Annotated in this window: 22 protein-coding genes; 18 read left to right on the top strand and 4 right to left on the bottom strand. The window is 63.9% G+C overall.

Annotated elements, in window-relative coordinates; translation table 11 throughout:
• The 3 genes from exbB to JWQ24_RS19310 all read left to right on the top strand — a co-directional run.
• Window positions 1-561: tonB-system energizer ExbB (exbB, locus tag JWQ24_RS19320; protein WP_299811586.1), on the top strand; the 561-nt coding region annotated here is incomplete at its 5' end.
• 2 nt (window positions 562-563) lie between these two features.
• Entirely contained in the window at window positions 564-1,037 is a 474-nt protein-coding gene (gene exbD / locus JWQ24_RS19315) for a TonB system transport protein ExbD (protein WP_299811585.1), read from the top strand.
• 14 nt (window positions 1,038-1,051) lie between these two features.
• Window positions 1,052-1,843: an energy transducer TonB gene (locus JWQ24_RS19310; RefSeq protein WP_299811584.1), complete on the top strand. Its 792-nt coding sequence runs from the start codon at window positions 1,052-1,054 to the stop codon at window positions 1,841-1,843.
• A 131-nt stretch (window positions 1,844-1,974) separates the two neighbouring features.
• Here the strand turns inward: JWQ24_RS19310 and JWQ24_RS19305 are convergent, their stop codons facing one another.
• The 3 genes from JWQ24_RS19305 to JWQ24_RS19295 all read right to left on the bottom strand — a co-directional run bounded on the left by JWQ24_RS19305 (window position 1,975) and on the right by JWQ24_RS19295 (window position 5,626).
• Window positions 1,975-2,721: an SDR family NAD(P)-dependent oxidoreductase gene (locus JWQ24_RS19305; protein ID WP_299811582.1), complete on the bottom strand. Its 747-nt coding sequence runs from the start codon at window positions 2,719-2,721 to the stop codon at window positions 1,975-1,977.
• 196 nt (window positions 2,722-2,917) lie between these two features.
• The gene (locus JWQ24_RS19300) at window positions 2,918-3,649 is read right to left on the bottom strand and encodes an SDR family oxidoreductase (protein WP_299811580.1); all 732 of its coding nucleotides are present in this window, start codon (window positions 3,647-3,649) and stop codon (window positions 2,918-2,920) included.
• Between the two features lie 168 nt (window positions 3,650-3,817).
• Window positions 3,818-5,626 (bottom strand): IlvD/Edd family dehydratase, encoded by a 1,809-nt coding sequence (locus tag JWQ24_RS19295; protein ID WP_299811579.1) that lies wholly within the window; start codon window positions 5,624-5,626, stop codon window positions 3,818-3,820.
• A 211-nt stretch (window positions 5,627-5,837) separates the two neighbouring features.
• Here JWQ24_RS19295 and ugpC point away from each other — a divergent pair, with 211 nt between their 5' ends.
• The 15 genes from ugpC (at window position 5,838) to JWQ24_RS19220 (ending at window position 22,081) form a co-directional block, all read left to right on the top strand.
• Window positions 5,838-6,902 (top strand): sn-glycerol-3-phosphate ABC transporter ATP-binding protein UgpC, encoded by a 1,065-nt coding sequence (ugpC, locus tag JWQ24_RS19290; RefSeq protein WP_299811578.1) that lies wholly within the window; start codon window positions 5,838-5,840, stop codon window positions 6,900-6,902.
• 56 nt (window positions 6,903-6,958) lie between these two features.
• Window positions 6,959-8,284, top strand: coding sequence for an ABC transporter substrate-binding protein (locus JWQ24_RS19285; protein WP_299811577.1), 1,326 nt, complete (start codon window positions 6,959-6,961; stop codon window positions 8,282-8,284).
• Between the two features lie 157 nt (window positions 8,285-8,441).
• Window positions 8,442-9,401: a sugar ABC transporter permease gene (locus JWQ24_RS19280; protein WP_299811576.1), complete on the top strand. Its 960-nt coding sequence runs from the start codon at window positions 8,442-8,444 to the stop codon at window positions 9,399-9,401.
• Window positions 9,394-10,314, top strand: coding sequence for a carbohydrate ABC transporter permease (locus JWQ24_RS19275; protein WP_299811575.1), 921 nt, complete (start codon window positions 9,394-9,396; stop codon window positions 10,312-10,314). Before JWQ24_RS19280 ends, JWQ24_RS19275 begins: the two co-directional genes overlap by 8 nt.
• A gap of 152 nt (window positions 10,315-10,466) precedes the next feature.
• Window positions 10,467-11,450, top strand: coding sequence for a D-erythronate dehydrogenase (gene denD, locus JWQ24_RS19270; RefSeq protein ID WP_299811574.1), 984 nt, complete (start codon window positions 10,467-10,469; stop codon window positions 11,448-11,450).
• A 264-nt stretch (window positions 11,451-11,714) separates the two neighbouring features.
• On the top strand, window positions 11,715-12,884 hold the full coding sequence (locus tag JWQ24_RS19265) for an acetyl-CoA acetyltransferase (RefSeq protein WP_299811572.1): 1,170 nt from the start codon (window positions 11,715-11,717) through the stop codon (window positions 12,882-12,884).
• 3 nt (window positions 12,885-12,887) lie between these two features.
• Window positions 12,888-14,420, top strand: coding sequence for an AMP-binding protein (locus JWQ24_RS19260; protein WP_299811570.1), 1,533 nt, complete (start codon window positions 12,888-12,890; stop codon window positions 14,418-14,420).
• Between the two features lie 164 nt (window positions 14,421-14,584).
• The gene (locus tag JWQ24_RS19255) at window positions 14,585-15,799 is read left to right on the top strand and encodes a CoA transferase (RefSeq protein WP_299811568.1); all 1,215 of its coding nucleotides are present in this window, start codon (window positions 14,585-14,587) and stop codon (window positions 15,797-15,799) included.
• A gap of 4 nt (window positions 15,800-15,803) precedes the next feature.
• Entirely contained in the window at window positions 15,804-16,970 is a 1,167-nt protein-coding gene (locus JWQ24_RS19250) for an acyl-CoA dehydrogenase family protein (RefSeq protein WP_299811566.1), read from the top strand.
• Between the two features lies 1 nt (window position 16,971).
• Window positions 16,972-18,108 carry a thiolase family protein gene (locus JWQ24_RS19245; RefSeq protein ID WP_299811564.1) on the top strand — a complete coding sequence of 379 codons (1,137 nt, stop codon included), beginning with the start codon at window positions 16,972-16,974 and terminating at the stop codon, window positions 18,106-18,108.
• On the top strand, window positions 18,105-18,473 hold the full coding sequence (locus JWQ24_RS19240; protein ID WP_299811562.1) for an OB-fold domain-containing protein: 369 nt from the start codon (window positions 18,105-18,107) through the stop codon (window positions 18,471-18,473). The genes JWQ24_RS19245 and JWQ24_RS19240 overlap by 4 nt, the downstream gene beginning before the upstream one ends.
• On the top strand, window positions 18,470-20,383 hold the full coding sequence (locus tag JWQ24_RS19235) for an acetate--CoA ligase family protein (protein WP_299811560.1): 1,914 nt from the start codon (window positions 18,470-18,472) through the stop codon (window positions 20,381-20,383). The genes JWQ24_RS19240 and JWQ24_RS19235 overlap by 4 nt, the downstream gene beginning before the upstream one ends.
• On the top strand, window positions 20,316-20,561 hold the full coding sequence (locus JWQ24_RS19230; protein ID WP_299811558.1) for an acetate--CoA ligase family protein: 246 nt from the start codon (window positions 20,316-20,318) through the stop codon (window positions 20,559-20,561). The genes JWQ24_RS19235 and JWQ24_RS19230 overlap by 68 nt, the downstream gene beginning before the upstream one ends.
• Before the next feature lie 215 nt (window positions 20,562-20,776).
• The gene (locus JWQ24_RS19225) at window positions 20,777-21,553 is read left to right on the top strand and encodes a gamma-glutamyl-gamma-aminobutyrate hydrolase family protein (RefSeq protein ID WP_299811557.1); all 777 of its coding nucleotides are present in this window, start codon (window positions 20,777-20,779) and stop codon (window positions 21,551-21,553) included.
• Between the two features lie 3 nt (window positions 21,554-21,556).
• Window positions 21,557-22,081 carry a carboxymuconolactone decarboxylase family protein gene (locus JWQ24_RS19220; protein ID WP_299811555.1) on the top strand — a complete coding sequence of 175 codons (525 nt, stop codon included), beginning with the start codon at window positions 21,557-21,559 and terminating at the stop codon, window positions 22,079-22,081.
• Window positions 22,082-22,218: 137 nt separating this feature from the next.
• Here JWQ24_RS19220 and JWQ24_RS19215 read toward each other — a convergent pair.
• Window positions 22,219-23,087, bottom strand: an 869-nt coding sequence (locus tag JWQ24_RS19215; protein WP_299811552.1) for an alpha/beta fold hydrolase, incomplete at its 5' end; no start/stop codon positions are given.

Genomic DNA, 23,087 nt, shown 5'->3' with positions numbered 1-23,087 from the left:
CAGCGCTTGGCGCGGGCTTTGAAGGCGCTCTCTTCGCACCGCTTCCTGACCGAAGCCGCACGCGACATTGACCGCACGGACAGCCCGGTAGGCGAATTCGTCGCGGCGGCGAGCGCGGAGCTGCGGCTCTCATCCGATTTTCCCGATCGCGAGGGCATCAAGGAGCGCATCGCGTCGCGGCTGGAGCGCATCGAGGCCGCCCGCGCCCGGCGCATCCTGCGCGGCACGGGGCTGCTTGCCACCATTGGCGCGACCGCGCCGTTCGTCGGACTGTTCGGCACCGTTTGGGGCATCATGAACAGCTTCATCGGCATTTCGAAATCGCAGACTACTAACCTTGCGGTGGTCGCGCCGGGCATCGCCGAGGCGCTACTGGCGACCGCGATCGGCCTCGTCGCCGCGATCCCGGCCGTGATCATCTACAACCACTTCGCGCGCGTCACGAAGAGCTACATGGAGCAGGTTAGCCGGGCTTCCGGCGCCGCCGGACGGTTGCTGTCGCGCGATCTCGATCGCACCCAGAACAGCGTTCTCGGCTCGCACTCGCGCGCGGCAGAATAATCATGGGCATGTCGCTTTCCGAAAGCTCCGGCGACGAGGATGATTTCGAGGAATCCCACGAGATCAACGTCACGCCGTTCATCGACGTGATCCTGGTGCTGCTGATCATCTTCATGGTCGCAGCGCCGCTCTCCACCGTTGACCTGCCGATCGATCTGCCGACCTCGACGGCGCAGCCGACCAAGAAGCCGGACAAGCCGACCTATGTCAGCATCAAGCCGGATCTCGCGGTGGCGATCGGCGAGACCATGGTCAAGCGCGTCGACCTGATCCGGGCGCTTGATTCCATGCCGGACAGCAACAAGGAAAAACCGATCTTTATTCGTGCCGACCGGGCGGTGCCCTATGGCGAGATGATGGACGTGCTGGAACTGCTGCGTGCCGGTGGCTACACCAAACTCAAGCTGGTGACGCTGGAAGGCGTGCCGGACCCCGGCGCGACGCCGTCCGCGGCCGCCGATAAACCGAAGCCCTGAACGAACTGAAGTCGATGTCCGATATCGATGCAAATGCGCCGTCGCGACGGCTGTGGGTGATTGCGGCGCTTTGCGCCGTGATGCTGCATGGCATCGGCATCGCGCTGGCGGTTGTGCAGATGGACACGGACATTGCCGACGACTCGCTGGGCGCGCCGGCGATCGAGGTCGGGCTGGAAATGATGTCGCCGCGGCTGGAAGCCTCGGACCTGCCACCGGGACCGGACACCGACGCGTCGGCTGCCTCGCCGGCGGTTGCCGAGCAGAAGGCCGAGGTCAAGGAGACCGACCTGCCGAAGGCGATCCCGCAGGAGAGCGAGGATCCCGACCGGGTCGTCACCACTAACGATTCCAAGAAGCCCTCCGAGGAAGAGCCCGAGAAGCAGGCGGTGCAGCAGTCGGCCTCCACGGAGTCGGTGGCCGCCGAAGCGACCGCCATGCCGTCCGTCGAGGCCGCCCAGGAGGCGCCGCGCTCGGTGGCCCCGGCGCAGGGCTCCGGTCAGAGCGCGCAGCGCATGAAGGTGACCTGGCAAAAGGAACTGGTCGCGCATCTCGACAGGCACAAGCGCTATCCGGCCGAGCGCCAGCAGAAGACCGCCGAGATCACCGTCAGTTTCGAGATCGACCGCACAGGCCGCGTGCTCGCCGTCAGCGTCGTGAAAAGCTCCGGCGACAACGCCTTCGACGAAGCCGCCGTCGCGATGGTGCGCCGTTCCGACCCGTTGCCGGCCCCGCCGCCGCTGATTGCCGACGAGGGATTGAGCTTTACCCTGCCGGTGATCTTTCGCGTGAAGGGCAAGGGGTAGTTTCGTCATTTCGAGGAGCCAACGGGTCCGGCTTCGCCGGCCCGATGATAAACTCCGCGACGCGGCAATCCAGAGGGCTGCACGTCGCAAGAACTGGATTGCTTCGTCGCAAGTGCTCCTCGCAATGACGGCTAATACGTCGCGCGGCCGCCGGAAATGTCGAACACCGCGCCGGTCGAGAACGCGCAGTCTTCCGAGGCCAGCCACGCCGCCATCGCGGCCAGTTCCTCGACCAGTACGAAGCGGCCCTTCGGAATCTTCGACAGCATGAAGTCGATATGTTGTTGCGTCATCTGGTCAAAGATTGCCGTCTTCGCCGCCGCCGGCGTGATCGCATTCACCGCGATCTCAAAGCCGGCCAATTCCTTGCCGAGCGATTTGGTCAGCGCGATCAGCCCCGCTTTCGACGCCGAATAATGCGCGGCGTTCGGATTGCCTTCCTTGCCGGCTATCGACGCGATGTTGACGATGCGGCCGTAGTTCTGTTTCACCATGCCGGGCACGATCGCCTTGCAGCAGATGAACGGACCGTCGAGGTTGATGCGCAGCACCTTGCGCCATTCCTCCAGATCGGTGTCCCAGACCGTCTTGTTGATGCCGGCGATGCCTGCATTGTTGACGAGGATGTCGATCTTGCCGAACTCCGCCAACGTCTTGTCGCGCGCCTTCTCGACGGCGGCGAGGTCGGAAACATCGACGCCGACCGCGATCACGCCTGCGCCGATCTGCTTCGCCGTTCGTTCGGCAAACGCAATGTCATGATCCCAGATCGCGACCTTCGCCCCCGATGCCACGAAACGCTCGGTGATCGCCCGCCCAAATCCCTGCGCTCCGCCTGTAACCACGGCGCAGCGGCCGTTCAAATCGATCTTGTTCATGAGAAGAATCCTTTTTGGAATTGCCTTGGAGATCTCACAATTGTCATTCCGGGGTGCATTCCAACTGGAGAAGCCGGTTGGAGTGCAGACCTGGAATCCCGAGATGTTCAACCATCTCGGGATTCCCCGCCGCTCCAATCGGAGCGGCTGAGGTTCGCTTGCAGCTGACGCTGCCCGGGCCCCGGAATGACATCAACTACAGCGTCCAGCCGCCATCGATGACATGCGCGACGCCGGTGGTGAATGAACTCTCGTCGCTGGCGAGATACACCGCGAGCGCTGCAATTTCGTCGGCGGTGCCGAGCCGTCCCATCGGCTGCCGCGAGACGAACATCTCGCGGCCGTTCGGGCCGGCCGCCGCGGCGCGGTCGAGCATCGAGGGCGTCTCGATGGTGCCGGGGCAGATGCAGTTGCAGCGAATGCCCTTGGTGATGAAGTCCGCCGCTACCGCGCGGGTCAGCGCCGCCACCGCGGCCTTGGTCGCGCCGTACACGTAGCGGTTCGGTGCGGCCTTGAACACGCCGGCTGCGGAGGCGATGTTGACGATCGAGCCGCGGCCGCCCTCCAGCATCCCCGGCAGGAACGAACGGATTGTTCGGTGCATCGACTTCACATTGATGTCGAACGAAAAATCCCATTCGTCATCGGAGCATTCCAGCACCGTGCCGTGGTGCACGAAGCCGGCGGCGTTGAGCAGGATATCGACCTTGCCGACGCGCTTGGCCATCGCCGCCACCGCCGCGCTGTCGCGCACGTCGAGTTTTGCGACCTCGATGCCGTCCTTTCCGAGCTCCGCGACGCCGGCCTCGTTGAGGTCGGTCGCAAACACCGTCGCGCCTTCGCGCGCGAACGCCAGCGCGCAGGCGCGGCCGATGCCGGCGGCACCCGCGGTGACGAAGGCGCGCTTGCCTTTCAGGCGATCGGACATGTGGTTCTCCTGTTTATGTTTCTTTGCGAAATTTTAAACTGTCGTTTCGGGTCTGCATCAGCCGGCGAAGCCGGCTGATGCAGACCCGAAACCTCGAGATGTTCATCGTCCCATATCGAGATTCCGGGTTCGCTCGCGCGGATGCGCTAGCGCCCCGGAATGACAGGCTTAGTGATTATGCCGCGCGGTGCCGATCTTGCCGGCGATGTCGTGATAGCGCGTGGCGAGTTCCAGGCACGCGCCGGTGGCCTGCTGGCCGACCGTCGAACGGTACAGTTCCTGCCACGGCGTCTGGTGCGCGGGGTACTTGAAGCCGCCCGCGGCCTTCAGCGCCGCGCGACGCGCCTTCACCTCATCGTCGGAGATCAGGATATTGGCGCTGCCGACATTCAGATCGACCCGCACCATGTCTCCGGTGCGCAGGATCGCCAGACCGCCATCGGCCGCGGCCTCCGGCGTCGCGTTCAGGATGGAGGGCGAGCCGGACGTGCCGGACTGCCTTCCGTCGCCGATGCACGGCAGCGAGTGGATGCCGCGCTTGATCAAGGCTGCGGGCGGCTGCATGTTCACCACTTCCGCGCCGCCGGGGTAGCCGATCGGTCCGGTGCCGCGCACGAACAGGATGCAGTGCTCGTCGATCGCGAGTTCCTCGTCGTCGATGCGGTGGTGATAATCCTCCGGCCCCTCGAACACGATCGCGCGGCCCTCGAAGGCGTTGGGATCTTTCGGGTTGGCGAGGTAGCGATCGAAGAACTCCTTCGAGATCACCGAGGTCTTCATGATCGCGGAATCGAACAGATTGCCGCGCAGCACCAGGAAGCCGGCATCCTTTACCAGCGGCTTGTCGTAGCTCCAGATCACGTCATTGTCAGGCAGCGGCGCCTTTGCGCAGTTCTCGCCCATTGTTTGGCCGTTCACCGTCAGCGCGTCTTCGTGGATCTTCTTGTGCTGCATCAATTCGCGCACCACCGACGGCACGCCGCCGGCGCGGTGATACTCCTCGCCGAGATAGAAGCCGGCGGGCTGCATGTTGACCAGCAGCGGGACGGCGTGGCCGACGCTCTGCCAGTCGTCGATCGAGAGTTCGACACCGATGTGCCGCGCCAGCGCGTTGATATGGATCGGTGCATTGGTCGAGCCGCCGATCGCCGAATTGACGACGATGCAGTTCTCGAACGCTTTTCGCGTCAGAATGTCGGACGGCTTGAGGTCTTCCCACACCATCTCGACGATGCGGCTGCCGGTCTCATAGGCGATCTGGCCCCGCTCGCGATACGGCGCCGGGATAGCGGCGCAGCCGGGCAGCGACATGCCCAGAGCTTCCGCCAGCGAGTTCATTGTCGAGGCGGTTCCCATCGTGTTGCAATGGCCAACCGAAGGCGCGGAGGAGGCGACCAGCGTCATGAACTCCTCGTAGTCGATCTCGCCGGCGGCCAGCCGCTCGCGCGATTTCCACACCACGGTGCCGGAACCCGTGCGCGCGCCGTCATGCCAGCCATTCAGCATCGGTCCGCCGGACAGCACGATCGCCGGAAGATTCACTGTCGCTGCCGCCATCAGGCAGGCTGGCGTGGTCTTGTCGCATCCGGTGGTCAACACCACGCCGTCCAAGGGATAGCCGAACAGTATTTCGACGAGGCCGAGATAAGCGAGGTTGCGGTCGAGCGCGGCGGTCGGCCGCTTGCCGGTTTCCTGGATCGGATGCACCGGGAACTCCATCGCCAGCCCGCCGGCCGCGGTGATGCCTTCGCGGACCCGCTTGGCCAACTCGAGGTGATGCCGGTTGCACGGCGAAAGGTCGTTTCCGGTCTGCGCGATGCCGATGATCGGTTTGCCGGACTGCAGTTCGTGCCGCGTCAAACCGTAGTTCAGATAGCGCTCAAGATAGAGTGCGGTCATCGCCGGATTGTGCGGATCGTTGAACCACTCGCTGGAGCGGAGTTTGCGCCGGACGATCCCGGCGAGGGGCTTGTTCATCATTTCTCCCGCAGCGCACACTTGATCGGTGCGTCATGATATTTCGCTTTGGCGATTGATGGTTGCATGCCAAGGCCGGCTCCGCAACGTCATGTGAGCAGGGGTGCCCTACGACTATCATCCAACGACAAGGCAAAAATTTTCTGCTATGACACCGCCAACAGACGCCGCGGCTTGCCGCAGGACGTCCGACTACCTGGAGGGGAATGGCATGGCGTCTGTGCAGATCCACGACGTGCGTAAGTCTTTCGGCGGGTTTGAAGTTCTCCACGGGGTATCGGTCCCGATCGAGGACGGCGCCTTTGTCGTGCTGGTCGGTCCCTCCGGCTGCGGAAAATCCACGCTGCTGCGAATGCTCGCCGGCCTGGAAAAGATCACCTCTGGTACGATTTCGATTGGGGACCGCATCGTCAACGACGTGCAGCCGAAAGAACGCGATATCGCGATGGTATTCCAGAATTACGCATTATACCCGCACATGACCGTCGCCGATAATATGGGCTTCTCGCTGAAGCTGCGCGGCGCCGACAAGAGCGAGATTTCGACCAAGGTCAACCGCGCCGCCGATATTCTTGACCTGCGCCGGCTGCTCGACCGTTACCCGCGGCAGCTCTCCGGCGGCCAGCGCCAGCGCGTCGCGATGGGCCGCGCCATCGTCCGCGACCCGCAGGTATTTTTGTTTGACGAGCCGCTGTCCAACCTCGACGCCAAGCTGCGGGTGGCGATGCGCGCCGAGATCAAGGAACTGCACCAGCGGCTCAAGACCACCACGGTCTACGTTACCCACGACCAGATCGAGGCCATGACCATGGCCGACAAGATCGTGGTGATGCAGGACGGCATCGTCGAGCAGATGGGCGCGCCGTTGGAACTCTACGATCGCCCCGACAACAAGTTCGTGGCCGGTTTCATCGGCTCGCCGGCGATGAATTTTCTCGAGGGCACGCTGAAGGTCAACGGCGGCCAACCCTGGGTCGAAACTGCTAACGGTGCGCGGCTGCCGGTCGCCGCCGCGCCTGCGGCGTCGAATGGCAAGGCCGTGACCTACGGCATTCGTCCCGAGCATCTCGAATTCGCAGATGACGGTATCGAGGCCGAGATCATCGTGGTCGAGCCGACCGGCTCCGAGACCCAGATCGTTGCCCGCATCGGCACGCAGGACATCATCGCGATCTTCCGCGACCGCCGCCAGGTCGCGCCCGGCGACAAGGTCCACCTGCGCCCGCGCGCCAGCGCGGCGCATCTGTTCGACAAGGACACGGGCAAGCGTATCTGAATCAATTTCAAATCATTGGTCGATCAACGAACCAATAAACAGGGAGAAGATGAAAGATGACTGGATTTACACCGGATCGCCGATCTCTGCTCAAGGGCGGTGCGATTACGCTAGCCGCCGCGGCGACCATGTCTGCCGATCAACTGCTCGGCTACGCCAAGGCCTGGGCGCAGGCGTCACCGTGGAAGCCGGAAGCCGGCGCGAAGATCAACCTGCTGCGCTGGAAGCGCTTTGTGGAGGCCGAGGATGTGGCTTTCATGAAGATCGTTGATGCCTTCCAGAAGGCGACCGGCACCACGATCACTGTCTCCAACGAATCCTATGACGACATCCAGCCCAAGGCGTCGGTCGCGGCGAACACCGGGCAGGGCCTCGATATGGTGTGGGGCCTGTACTCGCTGCCGTTCCTGTTTCCGAGCAAGTGCATGGACGTCACCGATGTCGCCGAATATCTCGGCAAGAAGAATGGCGGCTGGGCCGCATCGGGCGAGCAATACGGCAAGTATAATGGCAAGTGGATCGGTGTGCCCGTCGCTGCCACCGGCGGCCTCGTCAACTACCGCGTCGCCGCCGCCGAGAAGGCCGGCCACAAGACCTTCCCGGACGATCTCGCAGGTATGCAGGATCTCTTCAAGGGCATGAACAAGAATGGTACGCCGGGCGGCATGGCGCTTGGCCACGCTTCCGGCGACGCCAATGGCTGGGTGCACTGGGCGCTGTGGGCGCATGGCGGCAAGCTGATCGACAAGGATAACAAGGTCGTCATCAACTCGCCGGAAACCGCCAAGTCGCTGGAATACGTCAAGTCGCTGTACGACAATTTCATTCCCGGCACCGCGTCGTGGAACGACTCGTCGAACAACAAGGCGTTCCTTGCCGGGCAGTTGCACATCACCACCAACGGCATCTCGATCTATGTCACGGCGAAGAAGGAGGCCCCCGCAATTGCCGAGGACATGAACCACGCGCATCTGCCCAAGGGTCTGGACGGCAAGCGCCGTGAATTGCATCTCGGCTTCCCGATCCTGATCTTCTCCTTCACCAAGTTCCCGCAGGCCTGCAAGGCGTTCACCGCCTTCCTGATGGAGCCCGAGCAGTTCAACCCGTGGGTCGAATCCGCGCAGGGTTATCTGTCGCCGTTCCTCAACGCCTACGAGAAGAACCCGATCTGGACGGCCGATCCGAAGAACACGCCGTACCGCGACGTGGCTACTTCGGCGTCGACCCCGGCGGGCGAGGCGCAGATGAGCGAGAACGCGGCGGCGGCGATTGCCGACTTCGTGGTGGTCGACATGTACGCCAACTTCTGCACCGGCCGCGAAGACGTGAAGACCGCGATGGGTTCGGCGGAACGCGCCGCCAAGCGCATCTTCCGCGCGTGATGATAGAGGCCGGCGCGGAGTGATCCGCGCCGGCCTCTCCGCCGTCATTGCGAGCGAAGCGAAGCAATCCAGAAAACCGCAAGGAAAGGCTGGATTGCTTCGTCGCAAGGGCTCCTCGCAATGACGATCTGAACCGACCAACCGGAGCTGCAATGGAATGACCACCCTCCAGACGTCGCTACCATCAGCTACCCGCCATGTCGGAAAATCCTCGGCATGGGACCGGCTGCGTACCAACCGCAACTGGCTGGCGCTGTGGTTCATGATGCCGGCGGCGGCATTCCTGATCCTGTTTCTGGCCTATCCGCTGTTTCTCGGCGTCTGGATGAGTTTTACGGACGACCGCATCGGCCGGGCCGGCGTGTTCGTTGGCCTTGAGAACTATGAGTGGTTGAAAGACGACTCGATCTTTTGGCTCTCGGTGTTCAACACGTTACTTTATACGATCGTCGCGTCCGCCATCAAATTTGTCGTCGGGCTGTATCTCGCGCTGCTGTTGAACCGCCACATGCCGTTCAAGGCGCTGATCCGCGCCGCGGTGCTGATCCCATTCATCGTGCCGACCGTGCTGTCGGCCATCGCGTTCTGGTGGATCTACGATTCCCAGTTCTCGATCATATCGTGGTCGCTGATCAAAATGGGTCTGATCGACCACAACATTAATTTCCTCGGCGACAGTAACATGGCGCGCGGCAGCGTGATCTTCGCCAATATCTGGCGTGGCGTGCCGTTCGTCGCCATCACGCTGCTGGCCGGGCTGCAAACGGTGTCGCCATCTTTGTATGAGGCAGCCACATTGGACGGCGCGACCTCCTGGCAGCGCTTCCGTTTCATCACCTATCCCCTGCTGACGCCGATCATCGCGGTCGTGATGACCTTCTCGGTGCTGTTCACCTTCACCGACTTCCAGCTGATCTGGGCACTGACCCGCGGCGGGCCAGTCAACGCCACCCATCTGATGGCGACGCTGAGCTATCAGCGCGGCATTCTCTCCGGCCGGCTCGGGGAGGGGGCGGCGATTGCCACCGCGATGATTCCGTTCCTGATGGCGGCGATTGCAATCTCCTGGTTCGGCATGCAACGCCGCAAGTGGCAGCAAGGCACTGACAATGACTGATCACGTAGCCGACCAGCACCGCGTCGTGCCTGCTGCGACCATCGAGCAGGACGACCACAGCGAGGGTATGACCTACCTGGAGTCGCTGCCGCGCCGCATCGTCACGCTGTACATCCCGCTGTTCATCATCGTGGTGATCCTGCTGTTCCCGTTCTACTGGATGGCGCTGACCTCGATCAAACCTGACGAACAGCTGATCGACATGGAGCGGTTCAATCCGTTCTGGGTGATCAAGCCGACGCTGAAGCACATCAACAAGCTTCTGTTCGAGACTAACTATCCGCGCTGGCTGTGGAACACGATGTATGTCGCCGCAGCAGCCACCACGTTGTCGATCATCGCTTCGGTGCTCGCCGCCTATGCGATCGTGCGGCTGCGCTTTCGCGGCGCGGAAGTGGTCGGCGCCACGATCTTCATGGCGTATCTGGTGCCGCCGTCGATCCTGTTCATCCCGTTGGCCACCGTGATCCAGGCCTACGGCCTGTTCGACTCGCCGCTGTCGCTGATCCTGATCTATCCGACGTTGCTGATCCCGTTCTCGACCTGGCTTCTGATGGGTTACTTCAAGACCATTCCGTTCGAGCTGGAGGAATGCGCGCTGATCGACGGCGCCTCGCGCTGGCAGATCCTGGTCAAGATCATCGTGCCCTTGGCGGTGCCCGGCCTGATATCTGCGTTCATCTTCTCGTTCACGCTTTGTTGGAACGAATTCATCTACGCGCTGACCTTCCTGCAATCGACCCAGAACAAGACCGTGCCGGTGGCCATCGTCAACGAATTCGTTGATGGCGACATCTACAAATGGGGATCGCTGATGGCCGGCGCGCTGGTTGGCTCCTTGCCGCTGGTGATCCTGTATGCGTTCTTCGTCGAACATTATGTGTCGGCGATGACCGGAGCGGTGAAGGAATAGTCCGCTGTCGTTTCGGGGCGGGAGCGGCGCCAGCCGCGAGCGAACCCGGAACCTCGACATGGCGAAACATTTCGGAGGTCCGGGTTCGCGCATCCCTGGCGCGCTGTGCGCCCCGGAACGACAAAAAAGCAATCAAGAAAAGGAAATCGCTCTTGCACATCCTCATCCTCGGCGCTGCCGGCATGGTCGGCCGCAAGCTCACTGAAAAACTGGTGCGCGACGGCCGCCTCGGCAACACCGATATTACTAAATTGACGCTGCAGGACGTGGTGGCGCCCGCAAAGCCCGCGACCTCCATCCCGGTCGAACTCGTCACCTCCGACTTCGCCGACGCCGGCACCGCCGGACCGCTCGTGGCGAGCAGACCTGACGTCATTTTCCATCTCGCCGCCATCGTCTCCGGCGAGGCCGAGGCTGAGTTCGACAAGGGCTATCGCATCAATCTGGACGGCACGCGGTTTCTGATCGATGCGATCCGCGCCATCGGCCGCGGTTACAAGCCACGCCTCGTCTTCACCTCGTCGATTGCCGTGTTCGGTGCGCCTTTCCCGGAAAAAATCGGCGACGAGTTCTTCCACACCCCGCTCACCTCTTACGGCACGCAGAAGTCGATCTGCGAAATGCTGATTGCCGATTACACCCGCAAGGGATTCCTCGACGGCATCGGCATCCGGCTGCCGACCATCTGCGTACGGCCGGGTACGCCGAACAAGGCGGCGTCCGGCTTCTTCTCCAACATCATCCGCGAGCCATTGTCGGGCAAGGAAGCGATCCTGCCAGTCGGCGAGGACGTTCGCCACTGGCACGCCTCGCCGCGCTCGGCCGTCGGCTTCCTCGCGCATGCCGGCACGATGGACCTTGCGGCGATGGGCGCGCGCCGCAATCTCTCGATGCCCGGCATGTCGGTGACGGTGGGCGAACAGATCGCGGCGCTGGAGCGCGTCGCCGGCAAGAGCGTGGTGGCCCGCATCGTCAGACAGACAGACCCGGTGATCACCGGCATCGTCTCCGGTTGGCCACGCGATTTCGTCACTGACCGCGCGCTCGGCCTCGGCTTCACCACTGCCGAGAAGACCTTCGACGACATCATCCGCATCCATATCGAGGATGAACTGGGCGGCAAATTCGTCAATTGAAATCTCGCCCGCAACGCCCACAGACCTCATCCTGAGGAGCGGCCATTCAGCCGCGTCTCGAAGGATGGCGACGATCTCTTCACGGTTCGAGACGGCGCCAGGAGGCGCCTCCTCACCATGAGGGTGTGAGCGGGGGGATCGAAGCGCCTCGCATTTCCCAACGCAGGGCTGGATTGCGTCGCAAGGGTCCCGGCAATGACGAATTGATCTGCCGTTCCGTGTGTCTATATTGAGCGCAACAACAGACACACGGGAGAGACCGCCATGACCGCCAGCATCGTTGGATGGGCGCATACGCCGTTCGGCAAGTTCGATACCGAGACGGTTGAAAGCCTCGTCGTCCGCGTCGCCACCGAGGCGATGGCCGATGCCGGCATCCGCGCTGCCGATGTCGATGAAATCGTGCTCGGCCATTTCAACGCCGGCTTCTCGCCACAGGACTTTACGGCCTCGCTGGTGCTGCAGGCCGATCCGGCGCTGCGCTTCAAGCCCGCGACCCGCGTCGAAAACGCTTGCGCGACAGGCTCTGCGGCCGTTCACGCCGGCGTTAAATCGATCGCCGCCGGCACCGCAAAAATCGTTCTCGTTGTCGGCGTCGAGCAGATGACGCGGACGCCGGGGCCAGAGATCGGCAAGAACCTGCTGCGCGCTTCTTACCTGCCGGAAGACGGCGAAACCCCCGCGGGCTTTGCCGGCGTGTTCGGCGGCATCGCGCAGAAGTATTTCCAGAAATACGGCGATCAGTCCGATGCGCTGGCGATGATCGCCGCCAAGAACCACGCCAATGGCGTGCACAATCCCTATGCGCAGATGCGCAAGGATTTCGGCTTCGAGTTCTGCCGCTCCGAAAGCGACAAGAACCCGTTCGTCGCCGGTCCCCTCAAGCGCACTGACTGCTCGCTGGTGTCGGACGGCGCGGCGGCGCTGGTGCTGACCGACTCTGAGACTGCGAAAACGATGGGCAAGGCCGTGACCATCAAGGCCACGGCGCATGCGCAGGATTTCCTGCCGATGTCGAAGCGCGATATTTTGTTGTTCGAGGGCTGCACGGTCGCCTGGCAGCGCGCGCTGGAAGCCGCCAGCATCACGCTCGACGATCTCTCGTTCGTCGAAACCCATGACTGCTTCACCGTCGCCGAACTGATCGAATACGAGGCGATGGGCCTGACGCCGCGCGGGCAGGGCGCCCGCGCCATCAAGGAAGGCTGGGTGCAGAAAGACGGCAAGCTGCCGGTCAATCCGTCCGGCGGATTGAAAGCCAAGGGCCATCCGATCGGTGCCACTGGCGTCTCCATGCATGTGCTGAGTGCGATGCAGCTGCTCGGGCAGGCGCCGGAAGGCATGCAGATCAAGAACGCCAAGCTCGCCGGCATCTTCAACATGGGCGGTGCCGCGGTGGCGAACTATGTCTCAGTGCTCGAGCCCGCGAAGTAACGCATGAATATCGCACAATGGCTGGCGGCGTCGGGGCGGCTGCATCCGCATGCCCCGGCGCTGCTCAACGGTACCCGGGTCGAGGCCGACTACGCGGCGTTCGCCCGCCGTGCCGCTTCGATCGGCGCCGGCCTGAAACGTGATTTCGGCATCGCGCCCGGCGACCGCGTCGCTCTGTTCATGTCGAACTCCACGCAGTACCTCGAATGCCTCTATGCGGTGTGGTGGATCGGCGCGGCAGTGATCCCGATCAATGCCAAGCTGCACGCCCGCGAGGCGGCGTGGATCTGTGACAATGCCGGGTCAATGCTGGCCCTGGTCGATGACGACAGCGCCGCGGCATTGTCCGCGGTGATGGAAGACCTGCCGGACGCGATGCAGATGCTGTCCGTCGACAGCGCCGGCTATCGCCTCCTGCAACATGACGATGGCGGCACACCGGAGCCATTGCCGTGCGACGACCACGATCTCGCGTGGCTGTTCTACACCTCCGGCACCACCGGTCGTCCGAAGGGCGTGATGCTCAGCCACGCCAATCTGGTGGCGATGTCGCTGTGCTATCTCTCCGACGTCGATCAGGTGTCGCGAGAGGACGCCGTGCTCTACGCCGCGCCGATCTCGCACGGCGCAGGCCTGTACAACTTCATCCACGTCCGGATGGCCGCGCGCCATGTCGTGCCGGAATCCGGTGGCTTCGATGCTAACGAGGTGCTGACGCTGGGGCGCGAGTTGAACCATGTCGCGATGTTCGCGGCACCCACCATGGTGCGGCGCCTCGTCGATGCCGCGAAGAAACGTGGTGAGATCGGCGAGGGCCTGCGCACCATCGTCTATGGCGGCGGGCCGATGTATCTGGCCGATATTCGCGACGCCATCGCCGTGATGGGCCAGCGCTTCGTGCAAATCTACGGCCAGGGTGAATCGCCGATGACCATCACCTCGCTGCCGCGGTCGTGGCATGCCGACACCGATCATCCCCGTTATCTCGAACGGTTGGCCTCGGTCGGCACCGCGCAAAGCGTGATGCAGGTCCGCATCACCGGCGCCGACGGCCAGCCATTGCCGGCGGGCGAGACCGGCGAGATCGAGGCCAAGGGCCCGGTGGTAATGCTCGGCTACTGGGACAACGACAAGGCCAATGCCGAAACCCTGCAAGACGGCTGGCTGCGCACCGGCGATGTTGGCCACCTCGACGCGGACGGCTTCCTCACGCTGTCGGATCGTTCCAAGGACGTCATCATTTCCGGCGGTACCAACATCTATCCGCGCGAGGTCGAGGAGGCCTTGCTGACGCATCCCGATGTCCACGAGGTGTCGGCGATCGGCGTGCCCGATCCGGAATGGGGCGAGATCGTCGTCGCCTGCGTGGTGCGGGAACCCGGCAGCACCATTGATGACGCCGCGCTCGATAGTCATTGCCTGAGCGCCATCGCCCGCTTCAAGCGCCCGAAGCGATATGTCTTTCTCGATGCCCTGCCGAAGAACAATTACGGCAAGGTGCTGAAGACCGAACTGCGCGAGAGAATGAAAGAGTAGGCCGTCTGTTACCCTTCAGGGGAGGCTGAGAAAGAGCGCACCCCGTCTCGCGCATAGAGCCCCGCGCCGCCGGGCCTTGATCTTGCGCGGGCCATGCCGTTACTAGGCCCGGAATGACGGCGCCAGAGCGTCGCGAAGCATCATCGCCGGGAGCGGACGCCGATATGGGACCACTGAACGGGGTCAGGATCATCGACATGACGTCGGTGATGATGGGGCCATATGCGACCCAGATGCTCGGCGATTACGGCGCCGACGTCATCAAGGTCGAGCCGCCCGATGGTGACGTGGTTCGCAATATCGGGCCGATGCGCAATCCCGGCATGGGACCAATCTTCCTCAATACCAACCGCAGCAAACGCTGCATCTGTCTCGACCTCAAGCAGGATGCCGGCCGCGACGCTCTGCTGAAGCTGATCGAGACAGCTGACGTGCTGGTCTACAACGTTCGCCCGCAGGCGATGGCGCGGCTCAATCTCGGTTACGAGGTGCTGGCGCAGATCAATCCGCGACTGATCTATGCCGGCGTGTTCGGTTTCAGCCAGAGCGGTCCCTACGCCGCCAAGCCGGCCTATGACGATCTGATCCAGGGGGCTACCGCGCTGCCGGCGTTGACCGCGCGCATCAGCGACGGCGTGCCGCGGTACGTGCCGAACGCGCTGGTCGATCGTATCGTCGGCCTCACCGCCGTGGGCGCCATCCTCGCCAGCGTCGTGCACCGCGATCGCACCGGCGAGGGGCAACGCGTCGATATTCCGATGTTCGAGACCATGGCGAGCTTCATGATGGGCGATCACATGGGCGGGCTCACCTTCGATCCGCCGCTCGATAAAGGCGGCTATGCCCGGCATCTGTCGCGGGATCGCAGGCCGTACCAGACCTCCGACGGCTACATCTGCGCCATGGTCTATAACGACAAACAGTGGCGCAGCTTCATGACCGCGGTTGGCCGCGAGGATCTGCTGTCCGATCCGATCTATGCCAGCTTCGCGCAGCGCATCGCCCATATCGATGTCGTCAACGGCCAGCTGGCGAGCATCTTCCTGACGCGGTCGACGGCTGAATGGATCGAGCTGCTCGAGGAGGCCGACGTTCCGTCGCTGCCGATGCACGATCTCGAAAGCATGATGCTGGACCCGCACATGGTGGCGACCGACTTCTTCCAGAAGACCGAGCACCCGACCGAAGGCCCGGTCCGCAACATGAAGGTATCGGCGACCTGGTCGAAGACGCCGGTGGCGCCGACGCGGCTGGCATCGCGGCTTGGCGCGCAGAGCGCCGAGGTTCTCACCGAAGCCGGCTATTCCGAAGCGGAAATCGCCAAATTGTTTGAACTGGGCGTGATCAAGATGCCGGCGCCCGACATCTCGCAGGTCTGAGCGCATGGATTTCGCCTACGACGCCAACCAGGAAGCTATCCGCGACGCGATCGAGAAGATCTGCGTGCGCTTCGACGATGCCTACTGGCTGAGAAAGGACAAGGAAGGCGGCTTCCCCGCTGACTTCCATCAGGCGATGGCGCAGGCCGGTTGGCTCGGCATCTGCATTCCCGAACAATATGGCGGCTCCGGCCTGGGGATCACCGAAGCCGCAATCATGATGCGGACGATTTCACAATCCGGGGCCGGGATGTCCGGCGCGTCGGCGATCCACATGAATGTGTTCGGGCTCAATCCCGTCGTGGTGTTCGGCACGCCCGAGCAATGCGCGCGGATGCTGCCCGGCATTGTCGATGGCAGCGAGCGGGCGTGCTTCGCGGTTACCGAACCGAACACCGGCCTCAACACGACGCAGCTCAAGACCCGCGCGGTGCGCGATGGCGACAAATATGTCGTCAACGGCCAGAAGGTGTGGATCTCGACGGCACAGGTCGCCGAGAAGATTCTGCTGCTGGCACGGACCACGCCGCTGGAAGACGTCAAGAAGCCGACGCACGGTCTCAGCCTGTTTTATACCGACTTTGATCGCTCGAAGATTGCGGTGCACGAGATCGAGAAGATGGGCCGCAAGGCTGTCGACTCCAACGAGCTCTTCATCGAGAATTTCGAGATTCCGGTCGCAGACCGCATCGGCGAGGAAGGCCGCGGCTTCGACTACATCCTGCACGGCATGAACCCCGAGCGCATCCTGATCGCCGCCGAAGCGGTCGGTCTCGGCCAGCTCGCGCTGTCACGCGCCTCCGCCTATGCCAAGAACCGCATCGTGTTCAACCGGCCGATCGGCCAGAACCAGGCGATCCAGCATCCCCTGGCGAAGAACTGGATGGAGCTGGAGGCTGCCTGGCTGATGGTGCTGTCGGCCGGCTGGCAATATGACAAGGGCTTGCCTTGCGGACCTGCGGCCAACGCCGCCAAATATCTCGCGGGCGAGGCGGGCTATCAGGCCTGCGAGCAGGCGGTGATGACGCATGGCGGCTTCGGCTACGCCAAGGAATATCACGTCGAGCGTTACTTGCGGGAATCCCTGATCCCGCGCATCGCGCCGATCAGCCCGCAGCTCATCCTGTCCTTCATCGCCGAGCGTGTCCTCGGTCTGCCGAAGTCGTATTGAGATGAGCTTCATTACCGGCGTCGGCCTGACCCCGTTCGGCAAGCATGAAGGCGCGTCCACGCTCGATCTGATGAGCACGGCCGCGCAAGCCGCCATCACCGATGCCGGCCTCAAGCGTGCCGATATCGACGGCTTTCTGTGCGGCTATTCCACCACCATGCCGCACATCATGCTGGCGACCGTGTTCGCCGAGCATTTCGGCATCACACCGTCCTACGCGCACGCCATTCAGGTCGGCGGCGCGACGGGCATGGCGATGGCGATGCTGGCGCATACGCTGGTCGATGCCGGTGTCGCCCGGCACATCCTTGTTGTCGGCGGGGAGAACCGGCTGACCGGGCAGAGCCGCGATGCTTCGATCCAGGCGCTGGCGCAGGTCGGTCACCCCACCTATGAAGTGCCGCTCGGGCCGACCATCCCGGCCTATTACGGCCTCGTCGCCAACCGATACATGCATGAATATGGCGTGACGCAGGAAGACCTCGCCGAATTCGCCGTCCTGATGCGCGCGCATGCGCTGACGCATCCCGGCGCGCAGTTTCACGAACCTATCACGGTGGCCGACGTGATGGCCTCGAAACCCATCGCCACGCCGCTGAAGCTGCTGGACTGCTGCCCGGTGTCTGATGGCGGCGCGGCTTTCGTCATCAGCCGTGAGCCGACCGGCGAGATCGGCATCCGCGTGCGCGGCGCGGCGCAGGCGCATACCCATCAGCATGTCACCGCCGCGCCCGCACTCTCCGAACTCGGCGCCGAGATCGCCATCGCCCGCGCCAGGAAGGCCTCCGGCATCGCGATCTCCGATGTGCGCTATGCCGCCGTCTATGACAGCTTCACCATCACGCTGGCCATGCTGCTGGAAGACCTTGGCTTGGCCGGCCGCGGCGAGGCGGCGGCGCGGGTTCGCGCCGGGCATTTCGGCCGCGACGGCGCGATGCCTCTCAATACGCATGGCGGGCTGTTGAGCTACGGCCATTGCGGCGTCGGCGGCGCGATGGCGCATCTGGTCGAGACGCATCTGCAGATGACCGGCCGCGCGCAAAACCGCCAGGTCCGCGATGCCTCGGTGGCGCTGCTGCATGGCGACGGCGGCGTGCTGTCGTCGCATGTCAGCATGTTTCTGGAGCGGGTGAGATGAGCGGCGGAGCACGGATCGACGACTGGACGGTGGGCGCGGAGACGATCGTCTATCAATCCTGCGCCGCCTGCGGCGCCACGCAATATTTTCGCCGCAGTTTTTGCGCCGCCTGCGGCGCGGCGGACCCGCAGGACAAGCGCGCCGGCGGCGAGGGTGTCGTCTTTGCTACCTCGGTGGTGGCCCGCGCCGCCACGGCAGAGGCGCGTGCGCACGTGCCTTACAATATCGTGCTGATCGACGCCGCCGAAGGTTTTCGCATGATGGCGCATGGCGACAATGATCTTGAAATCGGCGACCGGGTGACGGCGGGATTTCGACGCTTCACCGATCGCCTCGTTCCATACTTTACAAGGACCTGGTCATGACTCGTCTGCGTGCCGCGCTCGACCCGAAATCCGTCGCCATCATCGGTGCGTCGGAAAACCCCAACAAGGTCGGCGGCCGGCCGGTGCACTACCTCGACAAGTTCGGTTTTCGCGGCAAGATTTTCCCGATCAATCCGTCGCGCCCCGAGGTGCAGGGCCATAAATGCTACAAGAGCCTCGCCGACCTGCCGGAGGCGCCGGAAATGGTGATCATCGCGGTCGCCGGCGACAACGCCATCGGCGCGGTGGAGGACTGCGCGGCGCATGGCGTCAAGGTCGCGGTGGTGATGGCGTCGGGATTCGGCGAGGTCGACGCGGTGGCCGGCAAGGCCAAGGAGCGCCGCATGGTCGAAGCCGCGCATAAAACCGGCATGCGCATCGTCGGCCCGAATTCGCAAGGCCTGGCCAATTTCGGCACCGGCGCGATCGCGAGCTTTTCCACCATGTTCATGGACATGGACCGCGCCGAAGGCCATGTCGCCATGCTGAGCCAGAGCGGCGCGCTCTCCACCGTGCCGGTCGGTTTCCTGCGCCAGCGCGGCATCGGCACGCGTCACACCCACGCCACCGGCAACGACGCCGACATCACCGTCGGCGAGCTCGCGGTCGCGGTGGCGGAGGATCCGGAAGTCAAGCTGTTGCTGCTGTATCTGGAGAGCATACCGGACAAGAAATATCTCGAGGAACTTGCGGCGGTCGCGCTGGATCGCGACCTGCCGATCATCGCGCTGAAATCGGGGCGTTCCGAGGCCGGTCGCCAGGCGGCGCAGTCGCACACCGGTGCGCTCGCCAATGAGGACCGCGTGGTCGATGCGTTCTTCGAGCATCACGGCATCTGGCGCGCACCCGACATGCGCGGCCTCGTGGAAGCCACGGAGCTTTATCTGAAAGGCTGGAAGCCGAAGGGCCGGCGGCTGGTCGCGATCAGCAATTCGGGCGCCGTCTGCGTGATGACGGCGGACGCCGCGACCAATGTCGGCATGCCGATGGCGAAACTGGCCGATGAGACGGACAAGAAGCTAAAAGGCATCCTGCCGAGCTTTGCCACCACCACCAATCCGATCGATCTCACCGCGGCGCTGCTCTCCAACAGCCGGCTGTTCGGCGACATCCTGCCGGTGATTGCCGAAGATCCCGCGGCGGACGCGTTCTTGATCGGCGTGCCGGTGGCGGGACCCGGCTACGACGTCGAGGCTTTTGCGCGCGATGCCGCTGCGTTCGGCAGGCAGACCGGCAAGCCGCTGGTGATCGCAGCCACGCAACGCAGCGTCGCGGAGCAGTTTTCCGCCGAGGGCTGCACCGTGTTTCCGACCGAGACCGAGGCGGTCACGGCGCTGCACCAGTTCCTCGCGCATCGCGAATTGATGGCGCGCACGCACGAGCGCAAGGCGATGCGGAGCGCGGCCGGCGCCGCCGCGATGTCCTCGACGGCCACCGCCATGCTGAACGAGGCCGACAGCCTTGCGCTATTGGCGGCGCGCGGCATTCCGGTGGTGCCGCACCGGCTGTGCCGCTCGCGCGCCGAAGCGATCGCCGCGTTCGAGGCGATCGGCGGCCCGGTGGTCGTCAAGGGTTGTTCGGCCGACATTGCGCACAAGTCGGAGCTCGGCCTTGTGAAGCTTGGCGTCAAAACCCGCGAGGAGGCGGGTGACATCTACGCACAGATGGAAGAAATCATCCGCAAGCATGGTGCGCGCTTCGACGGCGTCATCATTGCGGCGATGGCCGGCGGCCGCCGCGAGATCATGATCGGCGCGCATCGCGATGCCGTGTTCGGACCGGTGGTCGCGGTCGGCGACGGCGGCAAAATATGTCGAAATCTTTCGCGATACCGCGCTGCTGTTGCCGCCGTTTTCCAGAGACGATGCGAAGCAGGCGCTCGGCCGGCTGCGCATCGCGCCGCTGTTTGAAGGCGTCCGTGGCGAGCCGCCGATGGACGTCGACGCGCTGTGTGACGCGGTGGTGAAGATCGGCGAACTGATGCTCGATCCCGCCGCCAGGGTGGTGAGCCTCGACCTCAACCCGGTGCTGCTCGACTCGGCGGGCAAAGGCTGCGTAGTGGTCGATGCTGTGGCGTTTCAGGGGTGATCCGTGCCCCGGACGCAGCGCAGCGCGCCGTTCTTCACGGCGTGGTGCGCTGCAGAGCCGGGGCCCATGCTTCCTTGCACCCGGCTCAATGGGTCCCGGTTCTGCGAAGCAGCGCGAAAGGCGCGCTGTATCGCGCCCGGGACACGGAAGCTTGATCCCGCGCGGCCTGGCGGGCATGATTAACCACCGGGCAAGCGAACAGGAATCGAATCGAAATGAAAAAACCGGTGGTGGGCGTGATCGGAAACGCGCATCGCGTCGAAAACCGGTTCGCGGTGCAGATGGTCGGGGAGCGCAACCTTCGCGCGGTGGCGGAGGTTGCCGGCGCGCTGCCGCTGATGTTTGCCGCGGCGCCCGGGGTCACCGATATCGGTGCGCTTTTAGACGTGGTCGACGGCATCGTGCTGACCGGGGCGCGGGCCAATGTGCATCCGACCCGCTTCAACGCCGAGCCGCATCCCAGCCACGAACCCTACGACATCGCGCGCGACGACGTCGCGCTGTCGGTGACGGCGGCTTGCGTGGAACGCGGCGTGCCGCTGTTCGGTATCTGCCGCGGCCTGCAGGAGATGAATGTCGCCTTCGGTGGCTCGCTGCATCCCGAGATCCGCGAATTGCCGGGCCGCATGAACCACCGCATGCCGCGGCTGGAGACCGGCGAGATCCATCCCGACCACCGGGTGATTTTCGCCGACCGCCACGATGTCGCGCTGGTCCCCGGCGGCGCTTTTGCAACGCTGCTCGGCTGCGAGACCATCCGGGTCAATTCGCTGCACGGACAGGGCATTCTGGAGCCGGGCAAGCGCGTGGTGGTGGAGGGCACCGCCGAGGACGGCACCATCGAGGCGATCCGCATCGCCGATGCGCCGGGCTTTGCGCTCGGCGTGCAATGGCATGCCGAGTACGATCCGCAGCGTAATCCGGTTAACCGGAAACTGTTTCAGGCTTTTGGCGCAGCGCTGACGGCGTATCAACGGCAACGGAAAGGGTGAGTGATGGCGCGCATCGATTATTCCGATCCGGCAAAGCTTGACGGGCGGACCGCAGGCATCGTCGCGAAAAACCGCAGCGCCAACATCTTTCGCATGATGGCGCATTCGCCCGACTATCTGAGGCAATATTGCCGCCTTGGCGCGGCAATCCGCTTCCGCGGCGAACTGGATCCGGTGCTGCGGGAGCTTGCGATCACCCGCACCGGAATTCTGTGCGAGGCGCCGTACGAGGTGGCGGCGCACAAGCGCATCGGCAAAAGCGCCGGCGTCACCGACGCGCAGAATGCCGCGCTGGAAAACTGGAAGGGAGCCACCTGCTTTGACGACGTACAGCGCGCGGTGCTCGCCTTCACCGACGAGGTCGTCACGCTGCGCAAGCCGACCGACGCCACCTTCGACGCCATCGCCGCAAAACTGACGCCGGGCGCGCTGGTCGAATTGCAGCTTTCGGTCGGCTTCTACATCATGACGTCGAAATTCCTCGAGACGTTCGGCATCGACATGCAGCCGGTGGAGGATCTCGTTTAGTCGTCCCGGCGAACGCCGGGACCCATAACCACCGGCTTCGCGACGGCACGCAGTGTTTGCCCCGTGTGACCACCGCCGTGCGCTATTGAGAGGGCACGGCGTATGGGTCCCGGCGTTCGCCGGGACGACGGCGGGCTTTACAATCCCGCCGCCTCGTCCAGAAACGCCTGCACCGCCTTGAACAGCTCGAGCCGGTTCTTCTCCATAATGATGCTGTGAGTCCCTTCGGCCAGCTGCACGTAGCGCTTGCCGGGCGAATTGACCAATAGCGGAAACAGCGTCTGCGCCATGTAGGCCGGGGTATCCTGATCCCACTCCGCGTGGATCAAGAGCGTCGGCACCGTGATCTTGGCCGGATCGTAATACGCCTTGCCGGCGCCAAAGAACTCCAGCCCGTCCTGTACGACGCCATTAGGCGCCCGCAGCACCGGCGGGTCCATCTTGCCGCCTTCCGGATCGGTTGCCCAGGTCGCGTTGGCCCATGCATCGAACCAGCCCGCCGGAATAAGGTTTGCTTTCTTGTCCTCGGCAACCCCTGTCAACCAGCGCCCGAGCGCCTGGTCCCTGCGCACCATGCGGTAGGCCGGGACCGGTCCGGGGCCGGCCTGCACCAGCGACGGTGTGGTGCGGATCCAGGCCGGCGCATACAGCACCAGCCGCTCCACCTTCGACGCGTTTTGCGTGGTGTAGGTCGCCATCAGCGTGGTGCCCCACGACCAGCCGAGCAGGTCGAGCCGCGGGATATTGCGCCGCTTCAGGATGAAATCGACGACGGCGGAAATGTCTTTCACCGCGGTGTCGCCGCGCACGATCGGCGGATTCGCCTCCGGCTTTTCGCTCATCTCCTTCGGCCGCGTCGACTTGCCGTAGCCGCGCAGGTCAAGGAGATAGACGTCGTAACCCCGCCCCGCGATGTAATCCATCCACGACATGCCGTCGAGCTGCAGATCGAACGCGGTCGAGGACGGATAGGTCGCGCCGTGCACATAGAGCAGGGTGCGCTCGG

This window comes from Tardiphaga sp., from assembly GCF_028290495.1.
GTDB lineage: Bacteria > Pseudomonadota > Alphaproteobacteria > Rhizobiales > Xanthobacteraceae > Tardiphaga.
Note: the sequence above shows the minus strand (reverse complement) of the source record. Positions and strands in the feature narration are given on the sequence as shown.

What these genes read in the sequence shown, in the direction of transcription:
- JWQ24_RS19235 (WP_299811560.1), top strand. Translation starts at nt 18,470, where the DNA reads ATGACTCGTCTGCGTGCCGCGCTCGACCCGAAATCCGTCGCCATCATC.
- JWQ24_RS19280 (WP_299811576.1), top strand. Translation starts at nt 8,442, where the DNA reads ATGACCACCCTCCAGACGTCGCTACCATCAGCTACCCGCCATGTCGGA.
- JWQ24_RS19295 (WP_299811579.1), bottom strand. Translation starts at nt 5,626, where the DNA reads ATGAACAAGCCCCTCGCCGGGATCGTCCGGCGCAAACTCCGCTCCAGC.
- JWQ24_RS19255 (WP_299811568.1), top strand. Translation starts at nt 14,585, where the DNA reads ATGGGACCACTGAACGGGGTCAGGATCATCGACATGACGTCGGTGATG.
- JWQ24_RS19305 (WP_299811582.1), bottom strand. Translation starts at nt 2,721, where the DNA reads ATGAACAAGATCGATTTGAACGGCCGCTGCGCCGTGGTTACAGGCGGA.
- exbD (WP_299811585.1), top strand. Translation starts at nt 564, where the DNA reads ATGGGCATGTCGCTTTCCGAAAGCTCCGGCGACGAGGATGATTTCGAG.
- JWQ24_RS19300 (WP_299811580.1), bottom strand. Translation starts at nt 3,649, where the DNA reads ATGTCCGATCGCCTGAAAGGCAAGCGCGCCTTCGTCACCGCGGGTGCC.
- JWQ24_RS19265 (WP_299811572.1), top strand. Translation starts at nt 11,715, where the DNA reads ATGACCGCCAGCATCGTTGGATGGGCGCATACGCCGTTCGGCAAGTTC.
- JWQ24_RS19260 (WP_299811570.1), top strand. Translation starts at nt 12,888, where the DNA reads ATGAATATCGCACAATGGCTGGCGGCGTCGGGGCGGCTGCATCCGCAT.
- JWQ24_RS19245 (WP_299811564.1), top strand. Translation starts at nt 16,972, where the DNA reads ATGAGCTTCATTACCGGCGTCGGCCTGACCCCGTTCGGCAAGCATGAA.
- JWQ24_RS19250 (WP_299811566.1), top strand. Translation starts at nt 15,804, where the DNA reads ATGGATTTCGCCTACGACGCCAACCAGGAAGCTATCCGCGACGCGATC.
- JWQ24_RS19285 (WP_299811577.1), top strand. Translation starts at nt 6,959, where the DNA reads ATGACTGGATTTACACCGGATCGCCGATCTCTGCTCAAGGGCGGTGCG.
- JWQ24_RS19220 (WP_299811555.1), top strand. Translation starts at nt 21,557, where the DNA reads ATGGCGCGCATCGATTATTCCGATCCGGCAAAGCTTGACGGGCGGACC.
- JWQ24_RS19310 (WP_299811584.1), top strand. Translation starts at nt 1,052, where the DNA reads ATGTCCGATATCGATGCAAATGCGCCGTCGCGACGGCTGTGGGTGATT.
- ugpC (WP_299811578.1), top strand. Translation starts at nt 5,838, where the DNA reads ATGGCGTCTGTGCAGATCCACGACGTGCGTAAGTCTTTCGGCGGGTTT.
- JWQ24_RS19225 (WP_299811557.1), top strand. Translation starts at nt 20,777, where the DNA reads ATGAAAAAACCGGTGGTGGGCGTGATCGGAAACGCGCATCGCGTCGAA.
- JWQ24_RS19275 (WP_299811575.1), top strand. Translation starts at nt 9,394, where the DNA reads ATGACTGATCACGTAGCCGACCAGCACCGCGTCGTGCCTGCTGCGACC.
- JWQ24_RS19240 (WP_299811562.1), top strand. Translation starts at nt 18,105, where the DNA reads ATGAGCGGCGGAGCACGGATCGACGACTGGACGGTGGGCGCGGAGACG.